The 17,678-nt window shown below is 60.9% G+C and carries 13 protein-coding genes; all 13 read right to left on the bottom strand.

The features are described from left to right. Positions 1-34: 34 nt before the first annotated feature. The 13 genes from tssL to tssH all read right to left on the bottom strand — a co-directional run bounded on the left by tssL (position 35) and on the right by tssH (position 17,552). Complete coding sequence (gene tssL / locus R2676_RS20425) at positions 35-1,327, bottom strand: type VI secretion system protein TssL, long form (RefSeq protein ID WP_206273785.1); 1,293 nt, start codon at positions 1,325-1,327, stop codon at positions 35-37. Next, positions 1,324-2,670 carry a type VI secretion system baseplate subunit TssK gene (tssK, locus tag R2676_RS20420; protein ID WP_206273786.1) on the bottom strand — a complete coding sequence of 449 codons (1,347 nt, stop codon included), beginning with the start codon at positions 2,668-2,670 and terminating at the stop codon, positions 1,324-1,326. Before tssK ends, tssL begins: the two co-directional genes overlap by 4 nt. A gap of 4 nt (positions 2,671-2,674) precedes the next feature. Then, entirely contained in the window at positions 2,675-3,175 is a 501-nt protein-coding gene (gene tssJ, locus R2676_RS20415; RefSeq protein WP_206273787.1) for a type VI secretion system lipoprotein TssJ, read from the bottom strand. Further along, positions 3,172-3,426 (bottom strand): PAAR domain-containing protein, encoded by a 255-nt coding sequence (locus tag R2676_RS20410; RefSeq protein ID WP_206273788.1) that lies wholly within the window; start codon positions 3,424-3,426, stop codon positions 3,172-3,174. The genes tssJ and R2676_RS20410 overlap by 4 nt, the downstream gene beginning before the upstream one ends. A gap of 49 nt (positions 3,427-3,475) precedes the next feature. Then, positions 3,476-3,625, bottom strand: coding sequence for a hypothetical protein (locus R2676_RS20405; RefSeq protein ID WP_316857588.1), 150 nt, complete (start codon positions 3,623-3,625; stop codon positions 3,476-3,478). A gap of 179 nt (positions 3,626-3,804) precedes the next feature. After that, on the bottom strand, positions 3,805-5,274 hold the full coding sequence (locus tag R2676_RS20400; RefSeq protein ID WP_316857587.1) for a hypothetical protein: 1,470 nt from the start codon (positions 5,272-5,274) through the stop codon (positions 3,805-3,807). Positions 5,275-5,396: 122 nt separating this feature from the next. Next, positions 5,397-6,959 carry a hypothetical protein gene (locus R2676_RS20395; RefSeq protein WP_316857586.1) on the bottom strand — a complete coding sequence of 521 codons (1,563 nt, stop codon included), beginning with the start codon at positions 6,957-6,959 and terminating at the stop codon, positions 5,397-5,399. Beyond that, positions 6,952-9,399 (bottom strand): T6SS effector phospholipase Tle3 domain-containing protein, encoded by a 2,448-nt coding sequence (locus tag R2676_RS20390; protein ID WP_206273790.1) that lies wholly within the window; start codon positions 9,397-9,399, stop codon positions 6,952-6,954. Before R2676_RS20390 ends, R2676_RS20395 begins: the two co-directional genes overlap by 8 nt. An 11-nt stretch (positions 9,400-9,410) precedes the next feature. Then, positions 9,411-12,011: a type VI secretion system Vgr family protein gene (locus R2676_RS20385; RefSeq protein WP_206273791.1), complete on the bottom strand. Its 2,601-nt coding sequence runs from the start codon at positions 12,009-12,011 to the stop codon at positions 9,411-9,413. 106 nt (positions 12,012-12,117) lie between these two features. After that, positions 12,118-12,603, bottom strand: coding sequence for an Hcp family type VI secretion system effector (locus R2676_RS20380; RefSeq protein ID WP_027681197.1), 486 nt, complete (start codon positions 12,601-12,603; stop codon positions 12,118-12,120). Between the two features lie 113 nt (positions 12,604-12,716). Continuing rightward, on the bottom strand, positions 12,717-14,210 hold the full coding sequence (tssC, locus tag R2676_RS20375) for a type VI secretion system contractile sheath large subunit (protein ID WP_206273792.1): 1,494 nt from the start codon (positions 14,208-14,210) through the stop codon (positions 12,717-12,719). A gap of 49 nt (positions 14,211-14,259) precedes the next feature. Beyond that, positions 14,260-14,799, bottom strand: a complete 540-nt coding sequence (tssB, locus tag R2676_RS20370; RefSeq protein ID WP_027681195.1) for a type VI secretion system contractile sheath small subunit — start codon at positions 14,797-14,799, stop codon at positions 14,260-14,262. Positions 14,800-14,846: 47 nt separating this feature from the next. Continuing rightward, a complete protein-coding gene (gene tssH / locus R2676_RS20365; protein WP_206273793.1) occupies positions 14,847-17,552 on the bottom strand; it encodes a type VI secretion system ATPase TssH in 2,706 nt (901 codons plus the stop codon). Positions 17,553-17,678: the final 126 nt, after the last annotated feature.

Raw genomic sequence — 17,678 nt, 5'->3', positions numbered from 1 at the left:
GCCCACCTGTTTCAGAAATTTCATGTCTGCAATCTCACTGCTGCGTGACGTCGATCTCGACCCGGCGATTCTTTGCCCGGCCGTCCGACGTGGTGTTATCTGCGACAGGTTCGGTATCGCCCTTGCCGATGGCTTCCAACCGCCCCTGCGCGACGCCCTTGCTGGCGAGGTATTCCGAGACGTGCGCAGCACGTTCTTCCGACAGCACTTGGTTCGAGGGGAATCGGGCGGTGCGGATAGGTTGGTTGTCACTATGGCCAGTGACAGTGACCTTGCCCGGCACCTTGGCGATCTCGGCGGCCACCTTGTCCAGCAACGGCTGAACTTTGGCGTTGACGTCGGCATGGCCAGCGGCAAACATGTCGTCGCCACGGAAAATGACGGCGCTGTGTTTGGCGTCTTCGTTGACCGTCACCACGCCACGGGCAATCTCGTCTTTGAGCAACTCGGCCAGGCGCAATGGTGCGGCCTTGGGCGGCGGTGGAGGCGTGATCTGGCCGATGGCCTGGATCTGCTGCTCCAGATCGTGCGTACGCAGTGCGAGCTGGTACTTGTACCAGGCGAATAGGCCAAATGCGGCCAGTCCCAGCACGGTGGCACTCAGCCAAATGGGGATGGTGCGGACCATGGAGAACCGCCCGGCGGGCGCAACGTTCAGGTTCGCGGCAAGCTCTCTGGGGACAGCGCCACGATGCTTGCGGATCAAATCGTAGAGGCGCTGGCGGATGGCCAGATGCTGGCGGTCGCCATCGGTCATGTTGCCGTAGCGGCCTTGGAAGCCCAATGCGAGCAGGTAGTAGATCACCTCGATGACGTCGATATGTTCTTCCGGGTTGTTCACCAGCCGGCCCAGCACGTGGAAGACTTTCTCGCCGCCTTCGTGCTCACCATGCAGTTTGATCAGCAGGCTCTCACTCGCCCAGTTACTCCGGCTACCCCACGGAGCGCTGAGGGCAGCCTCGTCCAGCGCTGTACACAGGCTATAGCGTGCCGCCAGGATGTGTTCTGTGCGGATGCCAGCACGTTCGCAGACGGTCTGAAAGTCGTGCAACTCCTGCACCAGGACCTTCTTCAGCAGGTCGGCCTGATCAACGCGCAATTCGGCGGGCATGTCCGCCAGTGCACGCAGCAAGGGGCGAGCAGCCGAGAGCAATGGATTGACCTGATTCAGTGCTTTCTCGACGCGTTGCTCGATTGGTTTGCGCTTGCTTTGGCGCGGCTCGTTGGCGGCTTGTGCGGCCGTATCGTGTGCCTTGCCGCCCTGTTGGGCCACGTCGGGCGCTGGGACGTGCGGATTGATGCCGCCAATTGTTGCGGGACTATTCATTGCCGTACCCCCCACAATTCAAGCCGCAATTCCGGGAACTGGCCGGCGACGTGCAGGGCGAGCCCACCATAGCGCTGGACCTGCGCCCAAAGCGGGTGATCCTGGTCCAACTCGAAATACACCTGACCTGCGTTGAATGGAATCTGGCGCGGTGGCACTGGCATGGCTTGCAGGGGCAACCCCGGCAAGTGCGAGCGAACGAGTTCGGCCAAGCGCTCGGCCGGGCCGACCTTGGCTTGGGCAGGGAATTGCTGTTGCAGCGTGTCTGACGGCAATTGCGCACCCACGGCCAGCACAAAGGTGCTGAAGCGGTCGAACTCGGACGGCTCCAACACGGCCAGTTGTATGCCGTTGCCTTGGTTGCGCAGTTCGATCCGCTGCGCGCTGCGCTCCAGGACGACGTTGAGCAGGACACGCAAGTCATCCACGACGGGCTTGATGCAGGTGTGCGGCTCGTCGTGCCGATAGGCGTCATATTCCACCGGCCGGCGGGTTGCGGCACGCACGAAGGTGGAGAGTTCTCCGGCGAACGCGGTCAGCTCCACATAGAGCGCTTCGGGCGAGGCGCTCTTGGCGTTGAGCATATGGGTGAGCACCGGCTCAACGCGGTTGAACAGTTGCAGGATGAGGTATTCGGAGATTTCTGCGGCATCTCCGCCGCGCGTGCTGGAGGCGGTCAGGCGTTCGGCCATCGCGCAAGCGCGCAGACGCAGCAGGCCATGCACCTCAGCAAGCCACGTGTGCAGCAAGGCGCTCGCGGTGTAGACGTTGACGGGCGGGACGAGCGCCGGGTCCAAGCGGGCGCTGCCGTCGGCCCGGATTTCCGTGACCTTGGCCAGCGGCATGCCGAGCCAGGACTCAGTCAATTCCTTCTCGGGCAACAGACGTAGGCGCAGATCGCCCAGTTGGACAAGCTTGGGACCTTGGCCGATGGAGTTAGCGTCCAGCAAGTCCTGCTCGAAGCTGCGATAGCGGGCCAGCGAATCCTGGGCATCCTGATCGAAGGTGGTTTCTTCGGTGTTCGGCGTGCGAATGGGGACGGCCAGGTAGATGGTCTGGTTCAGGTGCTCGTGACGCAATGCCAGCGGCGCCGGCAGCTTGGCGTGGGCCGGCGCTTCGAACGGTGTGCCGTCCTGAAAAATACCGGCGGCGCCGGAGACGACCAGTTTGCCGAGCGCAAGCGATTCAGTATCGATCACGAAGTGGTGGAAGCCCCAAAAGAATGGGCTCAAGGCAGCGGCGCGCTTGTGAGCAAAGTGCTCCAAGTAGCGTTCCTGCTGCTGGAAAAGCTGAGGGCGCAAGAAGAGCCCTTCCCTCCAGACGACTTTGTTGTACCAGCTCATGACTTCAATCAGGTTTGGATACGGTGATGGCTTGCTGATCGAGCGCGATCTGCAGTTTGACCTTGCGGGCTGGGATGGCGGCGCGGTACCACGCGGCTGCGGGCGCAGGTGGCAGCTTGTAGACGGTGCGCCAGGTGGCTTTGCCCAAATCGCGGTAGCCGACGAGGATGCCGAGCGCTTGCGCGTCCGGGTTGAGCTTGCGCTCGATGTCCTGGAACTCGCCAGGGCGCAGGATGAACTCGTCGCGGGCGAGCAAGTCCTGCATCAGCACAGTGCGGTCGGTGGATTCGAGCGAGTAGTAATCGGCTTGCTCGAAGGTGCTGGAGGTCTTGAGCTCGTACAGGCGCACCAGTACAGGGGACGCCCTGCCCTTGTCGTCAGGGTTGAGGGAGTCGCCAGCCTGGATGGCCAGGTCGAGCTTCAGTTGCTCAGGTTGGGCGGGGGCGGTGGAGCAGGCTGCGAGCGCCAGCGACAGCGCCCACGGCATCAGCAAACGGAAAATCATGCTTTGCCTGGCTGACTGCCGATCAGGATGTCGCCGCACTCCGTGCCGTCACCTGCACGGGCCATGACTTCGCCGCCGACTTTGGCGCTGCCGCTCACGTTGACGATGCGGTTGACGCCGTGGATTGGGCAGGTGACGAGGTCGCCGAGGCGGGCGATGGGACGGCCGCGGATTTTGCTGGTGGGCGAGCCCGTGGTGACAACGGAGCCGTGGGCGCCTACGTCGCCTACGGTGATGATTGGTGCGGACATATCAAATCCTCTTTATGCAATTCAGTGCCGCAGAGCGGTATCGGCATGATCAATAAAGCTTGGGCTTGGGAATAGCCCGCAAGTCGACAGAGCAGAAAGCTTGTTTCGAAACCGTTTCACCTTGAGCGTTAGACACGCCGCTCATCACAACAACACCGTTCTTGTCGACGATGTCGTAGGGCACGTTCGGAATCGGCACTTGGTCGAATCCTCTGACGATTTGGAACTTGCAACCCGGTTGTCCTCCGGAGGAGCGCCCGTCGCTCGCGCAGCCGGTGACAAGCAATCCAACCAGGGAGCACGCCGCCATGGCTCGCCACCCTTGCCAGCCTCGACTAGGTAATTCACTTCGCATAAATTTCTCTCTCGCATCTGGCGTTACTTTCCGCTGGTCTGCTTGCCAAACCATGGCAAGTACGCGTTGGTCCGTCCAGCCGCACGCGGCCACACCTTGCGCGGCTCTTGCTGGACCCAGCCCGGCGGCGGAGCAATCAATACGCTCCACGCATCATTCGGATTGGCAACGCTGGTGACTACAGCGCTGTTGCCTGTCTGGTCTACGTAGGCCGTAGCGCGAGCGATGTTCAGGCCAGCACTCGCGGCACGCAGGCCGCCGATGGCGTGCTCTGCCACACTTTGTACGTCCTTGACTTGGTCGAGATCAGGCCATTGCTGGTGGATGGCCGCACGCAGCGGCTGCGTCAATTTGTTGACGTTGGGATCGTGCTTGAACACGTCGTGATAGACGCGGCCGACCGGATGCTCCTGCGGTGCCTGTGTTTGCATGGTCTGCAGGAGCCCGCTCCAGGCACCGCCCGGATTGGCGGCTTTGTTGCCGATCCCGCCTTCGTGCTGTTGAGGCAAGTAGATGGATGACAGCGGGGCGTAGCCCCAATCTGCGCTAGGGTGAGCGAGGATCAGCAGAACTGAGTTTTCGTCCGTGCGACCGCCCTTGGGGTAGCCAGGGGCGTCCATCGTGTAGACCCAAACAGTCTTGCGTGGGTTGGCGTTCAGGTAGGCGATGGCTTCTTTTAGGTCATAGAAGCCTACGGTTTCCGTTCCGGCCATGACAGTGACGTCGGGCACCTTGGTTTGAGGGTAGAACTTCAGGCTCCGCCCCTCAGCCTCTCCGTAGATTTCGCTGGTGAACAAGCGGCGAGCCGCCTTCAAAGTGAAGGTTGGCAGGCCGATGACCATCCAAGTCGAGTGTCCCAAGCCTCGGTATGGCTTGCCATTCTCATCCGTGTACATTCTCGTATACAGCCACGACATGCGAGCCTCCGCATGGTCTTCGTTCTCAGCAAGAATGGATGGCGCTGGCATGCCTTGCCTAAAGTGCTCTCTCAATGCATCCCCCCCATTTAGATAGCGCCATTTTTCTTGAATGTAAGTTGGCGTATTGATCCACTCCTGCGGCATTCCAGCAAACACACGGATGTCCCCAAAATCGGGACGGTTAGTGCCGTTGCTAACCGAATAGAAATAGTCCTTATCCACTGCGTAGTGATACCCCATTGAATACAACGGATCGCGAATCAGCGTTTCAAGAGGATGCCAATACACCGGATTCGGGTTGTCATCCGGCCAAACCACTCGCACTGGACTCACCAGCTTTCCTGTCGCATCGCCCAGCTTGAGGTCAGGACTATCGGTGTCACTCGGATTGCGATCCGCCATGCCTTGGGTCCACAGCAGGTTCCAATGCGTCGGGTAATCGATCCACATCAGCGGACTGCGCCAGACGACACCCATCACATAGGCGGCAGGGGCGTTCGGACCGGCCGCAGCCGGAGTTTGAGCAGCCAACGGATACGGTGTCGGCTTGCGAGAATATTGGGGCTGAGACATGGCAGTTCCGGAGCCAGCAGAGACCAGCGTGCAGGCAACCGCCAGCACGGCGAATTTCCGCCACGCTGCCGCACAACACTCCGAAATTGACAATCCGCGCATCACGCTATCACCCACCCCGGTTACTTTCCGCTGGTCTGCTTGCCAAACCATGGCAAATACGCATTGGTCCGACCTGCTGCGCGCGGCCAGACCTTGCGCGGCTCTTGCTTGACCCAGCCGGGTGGCGGCGCAATCAATACGCTCCACGCATCATTCGGATTGGCAGCGCTGGTGACTACAGCGCTGTTGCCGGTCTGGTCTACGTAGGCCGTAGCGCGAGCGATGTTCAGGCCAGCACTTGCAGCACGCAGCCCGCCGATGGCGTGCTCCGCAACGCTTTGCACATCCTTGATCTGGTCCAAGTCGGGCCACTGTTGGTGTACAGCGGCGCGCAGCGGCTGCATCAACTTGTTGACGTTGGGGTCGTGCTTAAACACGTCGTGATAGACGCGGCCGACCGGATGCTCCTGCGGCGCCTGCGTTTGCATGGTCTGCAGGAGCCCGCTCCAGGCACCGCCCGGATTGGCGGCTTTGTTGCCGATCCCGCCTTCGTGCTGTTGAGGCAAGTAGATGGCTGACAGCGGGGTGTAACCCCAATCTGCGCTGGGATGGCTGAGAATCAGCAAAACTGAGTTTTCGTCCGTGCGGCCACCCTTGGGGTAGCCGGGGGCGTCCATCGTGTAGACCCACACAGTCTTGCGTGGATTTGCATTCAGGTAGGCAATGGCTTCTTTTAGGTCATAGAAGCCTACGGTTTCGGTGCCCGCCATCACCGTGACGTCAGGCACCTTAGTTTGCGGGTAGAGCTTCAAGCTCATCGCCTCAGCTTCACCGTAAATCTCGCTGGTGAACAGGCGACGGACAGCCTTCAAGGTCAAGGTGGGCAGGCCAATGACCATTTCTGTGATGCGGCCCAAACCACGCTGTGGCCTGCCTCGGTTGTCGTACATCTTCGTGAACAGCCAAGGCATGCGTGCTTCGGCGTGATCTTCGTTTTCGGCCAAGAAGGATGGAGCTGGCATACCGAGGCGAATATGTTCAGCCAAGTCGTCACCACCATTCATGTACCGCCATTTCTCTTCGATGTAGGTCGGTGTATTGATCCATTCGCGCGGCATACCGGCAAACACACGAATGTCTCCGAAATCCGGACGATTCGTGCCGTTGCTGACGGAATAGAAGTAGTCCTTGTCCACGGCATAGTGATACCCCATCGAATACAGTGGATCGCGAATCAGCGTGCGTAGGGGGTGCCAATAGACTGGGTTCGGGTTGTCATCCGGCCAAACAACTCGTACTGGACTCACCAGCTTTCCTGTCGCATCGCCCAGCTTGAGGTCAGGACTATCTGTATCGCTCGGATTACGATCCGCCATGCCCTGTGTCCACAGCAGGTTCCACTGCGTTGGGTAGTCGATCCACATCAGCGGACTGCGCCAGACGACACCCATTACGTAGGCAGCGGGAGCATTCGGACCGGCCGCAGCCGGAGTTTGAGCAGCCAACGGATACGGTGTCGGCTTGCGAGAATATTGGGGCTGAGACATGGCAGTTCCGGTACAGGCAATGGTCAAAACGGCTGCGGTAACAAGGCGGGCAAGTCCATGCGATCGTTCGCGGTGTTGAGGGAAGAACTCAGCCATTGGGGCCTCCTCCAAGAACATCATCGGTGTCAGTTGGTCGGCGGTACTGTGGTTGCTGTACGCGCCAGTCTTCTCGCTGCTGCTCCCAGGCAGACAACTCTCGACGTTGAACTGGATCGAGCGGCAGTTCTCGGTGTGTTTGGGAGAACACCCCACTGTTGCTGCGTTCGGTGTCGATCCCGAGTTGCTCTGGAACCTCTGGTTGATAGTCCTCATATTCGTCCAACCTCACACCACCACGAAACCGGCCTTCCATGTAGTACTCACGCCATCGCTGCATGACTGGATCTTTTTCGTCCTGATACCTCCAATCCGCAAACTTGCGCAGCCACTGCATCTGATCAAACGGCAGAATATTCAGCCCCACGTTCACGTCGTACGCCATGACCTGCCGGCTGTGTGCCGGGTTGGTCAGAATCGTCGAGTGATTGGTTGCGTTAAGGTCGACGGCCTTCCTGAGGAAGTACTCGCGCTTTTCCTGATCGAATGCGAGGAAGTCCTTGTATTCATCCCCTGACAGCGCGCCGCGGCCCTTCTCGCTCATCAGATCAACGGCGTCCCGATAGGGATCACCTTCCTTACGTCGAGCCAATTGCCGCACGCTAGCGTTGTGCTCGTAGCGCAGCGCGGCCTCATCGTCGGCGCTGCCCTGCCCTTTCGCGCGGTACTTGTCATAGATGTCGCCCGTTTTCCCGCCGCTAGGGTTCAACTCATCGGTGTGCGATTGCGGCCCCTGGTTGAAGACGCCACTGACCTTGCCCACGGGTGCGCCGCCCTTGCCATCGAGCCGCTGCTGCCCGTCATCCTTGGGCTGTTGCCCCGTCTTGTCGGTTTGCGGGTGATACAAGTGGATCGACACCGGCTCAATCGGATTGGGCACCTTGTGAGCGTTGACATGAATGGTCCAGCCATCTGGAGGCGTGGCATTGACTGGAGGGTAGGGCTGCACTTTGTCCAAAGTCACAATCCGGACAAGGCCAATGGCGATCTCGTAGAGCCCACCGAGCATGGTGGCGCCGACCTTTCCACCAAGCCCCTTTCTCTCGTCTTCCCAAACGCGCCGGAAGTGGAAACGCAATTCCAGCGGCTTGCGCAGCCAGAACTGACCCTTCCCCCCCTGAATGCCATCTGCATTGGCGGGATTGCTCTTGTCGTAGTACACAAAGGCTTTGCCCGGCGCGACACCCACCATGAATGGGGTGTCTTTGCTGTATTTCGCGGGGTTACCCTGTGCCCAGATACGTTGGTACAGCACGCCGTCCGCGTTCTTGAAGGCATAGGGTTGTTTGGCGCTCTTCATGTCGTCGTCACGGCCTGCCAGCACATTCTGCGGCAGCCCCATCCAGCCCATGCCCATGACGGTGGAAACAGCGATCACCTGATCATGCGGGTTGGCATACAGGAAGACGCGTTTGTGCGAGGGATACGTTTCCTGGTCACTCCCTCGTTCCCATGGCTTGCGCTGATTGCCGATCCACGCATTCACGCAATCGTCGCTAGCAAGATCATCATTGCGGTTCTTGACGATGCCGAAGAAGGCATCCAGCGTTTTGCGCCGCGAAAGCGTAGTGACTCGGCCGAGATCGTTGACGCTGTCGTACTGCACAAAGTTGTCAGCAAAGTTGGGCAGTACCGAGTAAGGCGGATTGGCAAGAATGTAGGTATCCGCCACACCTTTGCCTCCAAACTTCTTGTCACCGATGAACGCGGAGGCCAAGCCCACCATGTTGCCCTGGCTGTGGCAGACGATGGTGACCGGGCATTCCTTGCCATAGTGCTTCTGATGCCGCTCGCGCGCCTGCGCAACAAGCGCAGCAAGCCGCCACGCGGCATGCGCGCCGTAGTGTCGAGCCGGGCAGTTGTAGACGAGACGACTCGTCTCGGTGTTCATGTATTCGACTTGCAGGCCCAGAAACAAGTCCGTCACAGTGCCGTTGCTCCACAAATCAGGCAGCGCCGTGCAGCCGTTGGCAAACGGGCCACCGCCCCAGGCATTGTCTTCGTCGAGCAAGATGTTCGGGCCGACGACAGCCAAGTCTTCCTTGTTGGCGACGTAACCCCAACGGAAGCGGATGATGGGGCTGGCCTCGGCGCCCTGTACGAAGTCCTGGCCCTCAACAGCGTTCTCAGACTTGGTACGCACGAGATAGCCCGAGGGTGTCAACTCGGGGCTGTATTGCGCGGCGCGCAACAAGCCCTCGATCGTGTCGTCTACTGGTTTGCCAAACTCTTTTCGGTTCAGGCGCTCGTTCAGTCCATCGCACAGGCCTTCCTCTGCCGCGTTGAACCATTCGCCCATCGAGTTCACGCCGTGCACGAAGATGATGATGCCGGGCAGCGGTATGCAGGGCACCTTGCGAACGCCGCCGCTGGGCAGCGTGATGTCGGTGGCCCGAGCAATGACGCTGGCTTCAGGATTGTGGAAGCTGGTTTCGCTCATGGGGTCTTGCCTTAGTACAGTTTGGGCGCATTAAATGCCGCCGTCATTTGTTCAATGGTCTGCGTCACAGATTGCTCTGTCGTCCCGTTGGAAGCGATGCCCTGTTCGACGCCACCGTCCGCTTTGGCCAGGGTGTAGGGAGCGTTAGGAATGGGCTGTTTGTCGTGTGCCCGAACCAGTTCGAAACCACGTTCGGCCTTGGCCGAATCAAACTGCGGCAGCGCCCCATTGACGCCCTCCGGCCCTGGCACATCAAAGTTCCCCGTATGTAGGTGGATCAGCGTGGGCCCAAAGGCCTCAACCTTTCCATCCGCAATCCGAATCCCCGCGTTGCCGCTCATGAGCGTGATGCCGGTCTTGCTGTTGAGCAGAATGGAACCGTCCGTGGCGGTAACCACCACGTCCTGCCTGGCATTGGCGGTGATGCTCTTCTGCTGGGCTTGCAGCACGAGTTGCCCTTGATGGGCAATCCCCTTCCACTCACCGCTATGCGCAAACAAGCTAATGCCAGTGCCGGCGTTGACGAGGTATTGCTGCCCTGCAGTCTGTTGCTGGTTCAGCTTGGATACGGTGTCGATGTGCTGGCCTGCATAGCTAGTCAAGCTTTTGGGTGTAGCCAAGGCGATACCGGCCGGCGCGTAGGCGCCTAGCACGGGCTGGCCACCTTGGCCTGGCTTGTCCTGATGGTTGTTTGCCCCCGCATCCCATTCCTCAATGGCTTTCGTGAGAGTGGATTGCGGGTCTGCGTCGGTTTTCAGGGCCTCGTGCTGGCTGCTGTAGTCGCCCAGGGATTTGGCGGCTTCAAGCGCGGCCTCCATGCAGCGGATGAACTCTTGCCGGTCGAGGTGACCGCCCACCGCTGCAACCTGCCCTTCCGTGGTGAGGAACAAGCCCTTGGCACCACGGATAGCACCCTGCCCATCGGTGCGCAGGTCAAAGCCTTCACCACGTGGGTCTTTGCGCCCCGGGTTGCCGGGTACGCCCGTCAGATAGCCGAGGTTGAGTTGGCTGGTCTGGTGGTCAGACGACAGTTGGGCCTGAATCTGGCCTTGGGTGTCATCCATCACCAGATGATTGCGCCGTTTGCCAAACAGTTCCTTGCTGGCGATGCCACTGAGGGCGTGCTGGCCGGGCAGTGCCCATGGGGGCAGGTTCAACTGGTTCGGCACCCGCCCGATGATGATGGGCGTGTTCGGATCACCGTTGAGGTAATCCACAAGCACTTCCTGCCCGATACGCGGCACGTGCATTGCACCGAACTGGTCGCCTGACCAACCGTTGGCGACTCGGATCCAGGGGGAAGAGTTTTCGTTGTACTGGCCGTAGCGGTCCCACTCGAACTGAACTTTGACGCAACCGAAGTCGTTGGTCCAGACCTCTTGGTTCTCGGGGCCGGTGACGACGGCACGCTGGATGCCCCTGACGCGCGGTTTGGCGGTGGTCAGCGGTGGACGGAAGACTTCATCCGTGGGGTGGGCTTCAAAGCGGACGTGGCAGGCGTAGCGCTGGGTGCTGCCAGATTGGATGGCGACGTCTTCGAGTTGGAATTCGGTGCTGACGATGAGGATTTCCCGGTTGAGGTCGTCCTTGTCGTGGTTGGCGATCTGGTAGGTGCAGCCGGCTGCGATGCCGCGCAGGGCGCCTGCTCCACGCACGCGACGGCCTTTGGCGCGGCGCTCTTCCATGCGGATGCGGGCGCGCTGGTTGCCGAGGTCTCGGTTCGTGTAGCTGCCGGGTTCGTATTCGTAGCGTTCAAACTCGGAGAACCGTGTGTCGCGCGGGAGGCTGTCGCCGGTGGTGAGATCGGCCTTGGGTTGGCGCGGGTCGTAGTCTTTGAGGGTGATCTTGCCGGTGCGCAGGCGGTTGATGGGTTCGAAGCGTGTGAGGTGTTCTTCGTCAACCTTGAAGCCTTGCGGGTAGATCGGCAGGGTGTGGTATGCGGCGCTGGGGAATTTGCGCCAGGCGCCGGATTCGGAGACGAGGACGAGCCGGTGGTGAGCGCCGTCATGTTCGAAGAAGTAGGTGATGCCCCATTCTTCGGTGAGGCGTTGGAGGAAGGCGAAATCCGTTTCGCCGTGCTGGACTTCCCATTCGAGTTTGGGGAAGGCGCTCTCGTCCAGGCGTTTGTCGACGCTGAAGGTGTAGTCGGCCAGGACTTCGTCGAGGATGTCGATGACGCTTTTGTTCTGGAAGGCTTTGTAGTCGGCGGTTTGGGTGGCGAGCCAGAGCCAGGGGCGCAGGGTGAACCGGTAGAGGCGGTTGTCGGCCACACCACCGATTTGTTCGACGGCGGTGATGAGGCCGGTGATTTGGCGCTCGCCCGAGCCCACGCCGCCCATCAAGCCAGTGCCGATGCCGTCCAACTCAATCGTCAGCGTCATCTCCAGGCCAATGGCGTCGTCGAGGTCGGCTTCGAGCATGGCTTGCTCGGCCGCCAGGGAGACTGGGCGCAGGTCGACCGTGTAGGTGAACAACTCGCTCAGGGCTTCGCGGCCACTCACGCGCACGAACTCCAGTTGCGGCTGTCCCAGCAACTCGGGGATTGCGGCGCTCGTGGCTTTGACTGTGCGGTGGCTGCCCATCAGGTTGGCGACTTGCTCTGCTGCACCCATTGTTTCCTACCCTCTTTCGAACACATCAACAGCACATTGACGTGCGGTGGTTTTCTGCTGCGTTTGGATCGCCCATCCATCGATGACGACAGACGGGCGAGGTTCATCAAGCTTCCTTATTACCCTTGATGTCGTACCCAGCCGTCACAGCGCCGCCGCTGCCACCTTGGGCGTTCTGCACGACGTACTCTTGCTTGACCTTGGCAAACGACAGCGACACGATTTCGCGTGAACGCACCTTGTCGTCAGTGGAGCCACCCGGCGCCACTTGTGTTACGAGCACATCGCTCATCGTGATCTTCAGGAACTCCAGCGGGTTGCCGCCAGCCTCGCGCACCACTAGCGTGGCTTGGTCGATGTGCTTGCCGGTCAGGCAGTACTTCATCAGGTTGGGCGAGGCGCGGTCGATGTGATGCTCGAAGGTGAGATCCGACACGGTGGCCTTACCAGCGCCGCCGCCACTGCCCGAGTGCATGGTCGAGAGCTGCTCGATCTTCCAGCTCCAGTTGAGCACTTCCACTTCGTTCTTGTGCGACGCGTCTTGCGATTCGCCATCGATGCCATTGATCTTCAGGAAGATGTCCTGTGCCATTGCAAAGCTCCTTGATTGTTAGCGGTACAGCAAAAAGCCGAAACAGTCCCCCACGGGCCTGCGGATACAGGCCAGAGAGATACGGTTTTGGTTGAAATTGAGGGGGTCTTGGCTTACGCAGCTTCCTTGACCGATGGCAGGCGCGCCACCAGGCGCAGCGAGACGGTCAAGCCTTCCAGTTGGAAGTGCGGACGCAGGAAGAACTTGGCGCTGTAGAAGCCCGGGTTGCCTTCCTGCTCTTCCACCACCACTTCAGCGGCAGCCAGCGGGCGGCGGGCCTTGGTGTCTTGCGAGGAGTTGGCCGGATCGGCATCCACGTAGTTCATGATCCATTCATTCAACCAGCGCTGCATGTCTTCGCGCTCCTTGAACGCGCCGATCTTGTCGCGCACGATGCACTTCAGGTAGTGCGCGAACCGCGAGCAAGCGAACAGATACGGCAGGCGTGCCGACAGGTTGGCGTTGGCCGTGGCATCGGCGTCGTAGTACTCGGCCGGCTTTTGCAGCGACTGCGCACCGATGAACGCGGCGTAGTTGGTGTTCTTGCGATGCACCAGCGAGATGAAACCGTTCTTCGACAGTTCGGCCTCACGGCGGTCCGAGATGGCGATCTCGGTCGGGCACTTCATGTCGATGCCGCCGTCGTCCGTCGGGAAGGTATGGCAGGGCAGGTTCTCAACCACGCCGCCGCTCTCCACGCCGCGGATCAGCGTGCACCAGCCATATTGCTTGAACGAGCGGTTGATGTTGACCGCCATGGCGTAGGCCGCGTTGCTCCACACGTACTTGCGGTGGTCAGCGCCATCCGTGTCTTCTTCAAAGTCGAAGGCATCGACCGGGTTGGTGTTGATGCCATACGGCAGGCGCGACAGGAAGCGCGGCATGGCCAGGCCGACGTAGCGGGCGTCTTCCGAGTTGCGCAGCGCGTTCCACGGTGCGTATTCCAAGTTCTGGAAGATCTTGGACAGATCGCGCGGGTTGGCCAGCTCTTGCCACGAATTCATCTGCAGCACGGAAGGCGATGCGCCTGCGATGAACGGCGCGTGCGCTGCAGCCGAGATCTTGGCCATCGAGCTCAGCAGTTCCACATCGGGCGGGGTGTGGTCGAAGTAGTAATCGGCGACTAGGCAGCCGTAGGGCTCGCCGCCCAGCTGACCGTATTCTTCTTCGTAGAGGCGCTTGAAGAGCGGGCTTTGGTCCCAACCGATGCCCTTGTAGCGGCGCAGCGTGCGGCGCAGTTCTTCCTTGGACACGTCCATCACGCGGATGCGCAGCTTCTCATCCGTCTCGGTGTTCGACACCAGGTGATGCAGGCCACGCCAAGCGGATTCCAGCTTCTGGAAGTCTTCATGGTTCAGGATCAGGTTGATCTGCTCGGAGAGCTTCTTATCGATCGCGCCGATGATGGCTTCGATGCTCTTGTAGGCATCGTCGCTCATCGTAAAGGTGCTGGCCAGTGCCTGCTCGGCCAGCGTGCGGACGGCCAGGTCGACAGCCTCGCGTGCCTGGTCGGTCTTTGGGGAGAACTCGCGGTTGATTAGCGACGCGAAGTCCGACTGATCAACCGTTGCGACGGTCTGTTGTTGACGTTGTTGTGCGGAAGCCATGGATTGTTCGCTCAAAGGTGGAATTCAGGAAGGCGCGAAACCGCGTAATTCAGGACTCGGCCGAGTCAGCGCCCGCTGGGACTTGGGCTGGTTCGGACTTCGGCGCCTTGGCCAGCGCTTGCAGCAGGGCCGGGTCTTGCAGAAGTTGGTTGATGAGCGACTCGGCGCCGGACTTTCCATCCATGTAGGTCTGCAGGTTCGCCAGTTGCGTGCGGGCCTCGAGCAGTTGCTTGAGCGCATCGACCTTGCCGGCCACGGCAGCGGGCGAGAAGTCTTCGATGCTCTCGAAGGTCATGTCGACCATCAGTTGGCCTTCGCCCGTGAGCGTGTTGTTCACGGCAAACGCCACACGCGGCTTCATGGCCTTCATGCGCTCGTCGAAGTTGTCAATGTCGATTTCGAGGAACTTGCGGTCGGCCACCGGCGGCAACGGCTCGGCGGGCTTGCCCGAGAGGTCGGCCAGCACGCCCATGACGAAGGGCAACTCGATGCGCTTTTCCGAGCCATACACTTCGACGTCGTACTCGATCTGCACACGCGGCGCGCGGTTACGTGCGATGAATTTCTGCGAGCTGTTCACAACAGACATGATTCTCCCCAGTGGGTTACATGGAAGGGTTGAGGTGCCGCACGGCCTCAGGCCGGTTCGGCTGCGGGAATCGCCGGCGTGGTGGTACGGCCGGGAAGGTATTCGGGGTGGTAGAGCAATTCAGCGCTGTCACCCTCGGCTAAGTGGATGTCGATGGCCAGCAGTTGGCGCTTCTCGGCGAGCGCCCCCAGCCAGAGCTTGGCCAGTTGCGGCTGAATGACTTGCTCGATGAAGCTGATGAGCTGGCGGGCACCGGTCTCCCCTACCGGGCAGCGCTCGACGATGTGTGACACCACGGCGTCGCCATAAGTGAGCGCAATATCGTGCTGCTCACGCATGCGGGTGACCACGCGGTCGAGGTGCAGGCGTACGATCCGGCCGAGGTTCTCTGCCGCAAGCGGCAGATACGGCACCACCACCAGGCGGCCCAAAAACGCTGCCGGAAACACCTTGCGCAGCTCGGGCATCAACGCATCGCGCAGCGCGGCGGGCTCGGGCATCAACGTTGCGTCATCGAAGAGGCTGCTCAGCAGGTCCGAACCGGCATTGCTCGTCAGCAGCAGGATGGTGTTCTTGAAGTCGATGTGGCGCCCTTCCCCGTCTTCCATATAGCCCTTGTCGAAGACTTGGTAGAAGACTTCGTGCACGTCGGGGTGGGCTTTCTCGACCTCATCGAGCAGCACGACGCTGTAGGGGCGGCGGCGCACTGCTTCCGTCAGCACACCGCCCTCGCCGTAGCCCACGTAGCCCGGCGGCGCGCCCTTGAGCGTGGAGACCGTGTGCGACTCCTGGAATTCGGAGAGGTTGATGGTGATGAGGTTCTGCTCGCCACCGTAGAGCGCATCGGCCAGTGCCAGCGCAGTCTCGGTCTTGCCGACACCAGAGGGCCCGACCAGCAGGAACACACCCACTGGTTTGTTCGGGTCAGTCAATTGGGCGCGGGCGGTCTGGATGCGTTCGCCCAGTTGGACCAAGGCGTGATCCTGGCCAATAACGCGGGCCCCCAGCGTCTGCGGCAGCGCCATCACGGTCACGACTTCGTCGGCCACCATGCGGGTGACGGGGATGCCCGTCCAGTCGGCCACGATAGCGGCAACAACGGCTTCATCCACCTCGGTATACAGAAGCGGTGTTTCGCCTTGCGCGGATGCCAGTTCCGATTCCAACGCCAGCAGCGCTGTACGAGCTGACGCTTCCGCGCCCGCTTCCGTCGATTCGACAACGGCCCGACGTTGCGCAAGCACGCCGGTTGCGAGCGCGGCCTCCTGCTGCCAGCGTGCTTCGGCTTGGGTGAGTTCCGTCTTGATCTCGCAAACCGTGTTCTCCACGTCGGCGACGCGGCGGTTGTCCTGTCTGCCGAAGGCGGCTTCCTTGGCCAGCAGCGCGGCCTCGGCCTCGACGGCAGCCAGGCGCTGGCGTGGCAGCTGAACGGCGGCGGGCGGTGCGTGTAACGAGAGGGCCACGCGCGCGCAGGCTGTGTCGAGCAGGCTGATGGCCTTGTCCGGCAACTGGCGCGAGGGGATGTAGCGGTGCGAGAGCTTGACGGCGGCGCGCACGGCTTCATCGCGGATCAGCACACCGTGGTGCGCCTCAAAGGTCTCCACCAGGCCACGCACCATGGTCACGGCGCTGGCTTCCTGCGGCTCCATGACTTGCAGAACCTGGAAGCGACGCGTGAGGGCGGGATCTTTCTCAATATGGCGCTTGTACTCGCTCCACGTCGTGACCCCGATCGTGCGTAGCGCGCCGCGTGCGAGAGCCGGCTTGAGCAGGTTGGCGGCATCGCCCGTGCCGGCTTGGCCACCGGCACCAACCAGCGTGTGCACTTCGTCAACGAACAGAACGATCGACTTGGGCGACTTGGCAGCTTCTTCGAGCACACCTTTGAGGCGCGCTTCGAATTCGCCCTTCATGCTGGCGCCGGCCAGCAATGCACCGACATCCAGACTCAACAGGCGCACATCGGCGAGGCTCGGTGGGACTTCGCCGGAAGCGATGGCTTGCGCCAGGCCCTCGACCACGGCGGTCTTGCCGACACCAGCTTCGCCTGTGATCAGTGGATTGTTCTGACGGCGGCGCAGCAGGATGTCCGTCATGGTGCGGATTTCGTGCTCGCGGCCAATAACGGGATCGAGACGGCCTGCGCGAGCGTCTTCGGTTAGGTCTCGGCAGTACTGGGCCAGGGCGCTTTTGCCGGAAGTGCCAGGAGACATGGCTTTGTTGGCCTCACCTGGGACCGCCGGTGCCAGGCCGCTGCGGTCGTAGGCGGCTTCGGTACTTTCGGGGGACTGCGCGACCAGGGCGGGAATGGTCCCTACTAGATCGTCCACACGCACTTTCGCAAACTGGAGCGAGATGCCCAGCACCGTGCGGCGAAGTTCTGGGGTCTTGAGCAGTGCGGTCAGCAGATAGGCACCGCGCACGCGGTCGTCTGCGAACGCCAAAGTGGCGTAGACCCAGGCGCGCTCGACAGCGGATTCGATGTGGAAGGAGAAGTCGCTGATAGACGTGGCGCCGGCGGGCAACGCCGACAGTGCGCGTGCAAGATCGGACTCCAGTGCCTGGAGGTCTGCTCCGGCGTGCCGCAACAAACGCTGCATGTCTCCGTCCGGGGCGTGCACCAGCTGATGCAGCCAGTGTACGAGTTCGACATACGGGTTGCCGCGCAGCTTGCAGAAAGCGGTAGCGCTCTCAATCGCCTTGAAAAGCGTCGGATTTAACCGACCAAACAGGGCCTGACGTGAAATGTCCATGTTTTCTTATTTATAGGTCCAGCCCGCATCGCAATGCAGCCGATAAAATCACTCCCTTTATTTATGTTATTGGATGAAAACAAAATAAAGCAACCGAATTAATTCTCTAAAAATAGGCACAACTAT

Origin of the sequence: Ralstonia flatus, assembly GCF_958439105.1 — a bacterium.
GTDB classification, from domain to species: Bacteria; Pseudomonadota; Gammaproteobacteria; order Burkholderiales; family Burkholderiaceae; genus Ralstonia; species Ralstonia flatus.
The sequence above is the reverse complement of the archived record's forward strand: the minus strand, read 5'-3'. Positions and strand labels throughout refer to the sequence as shown.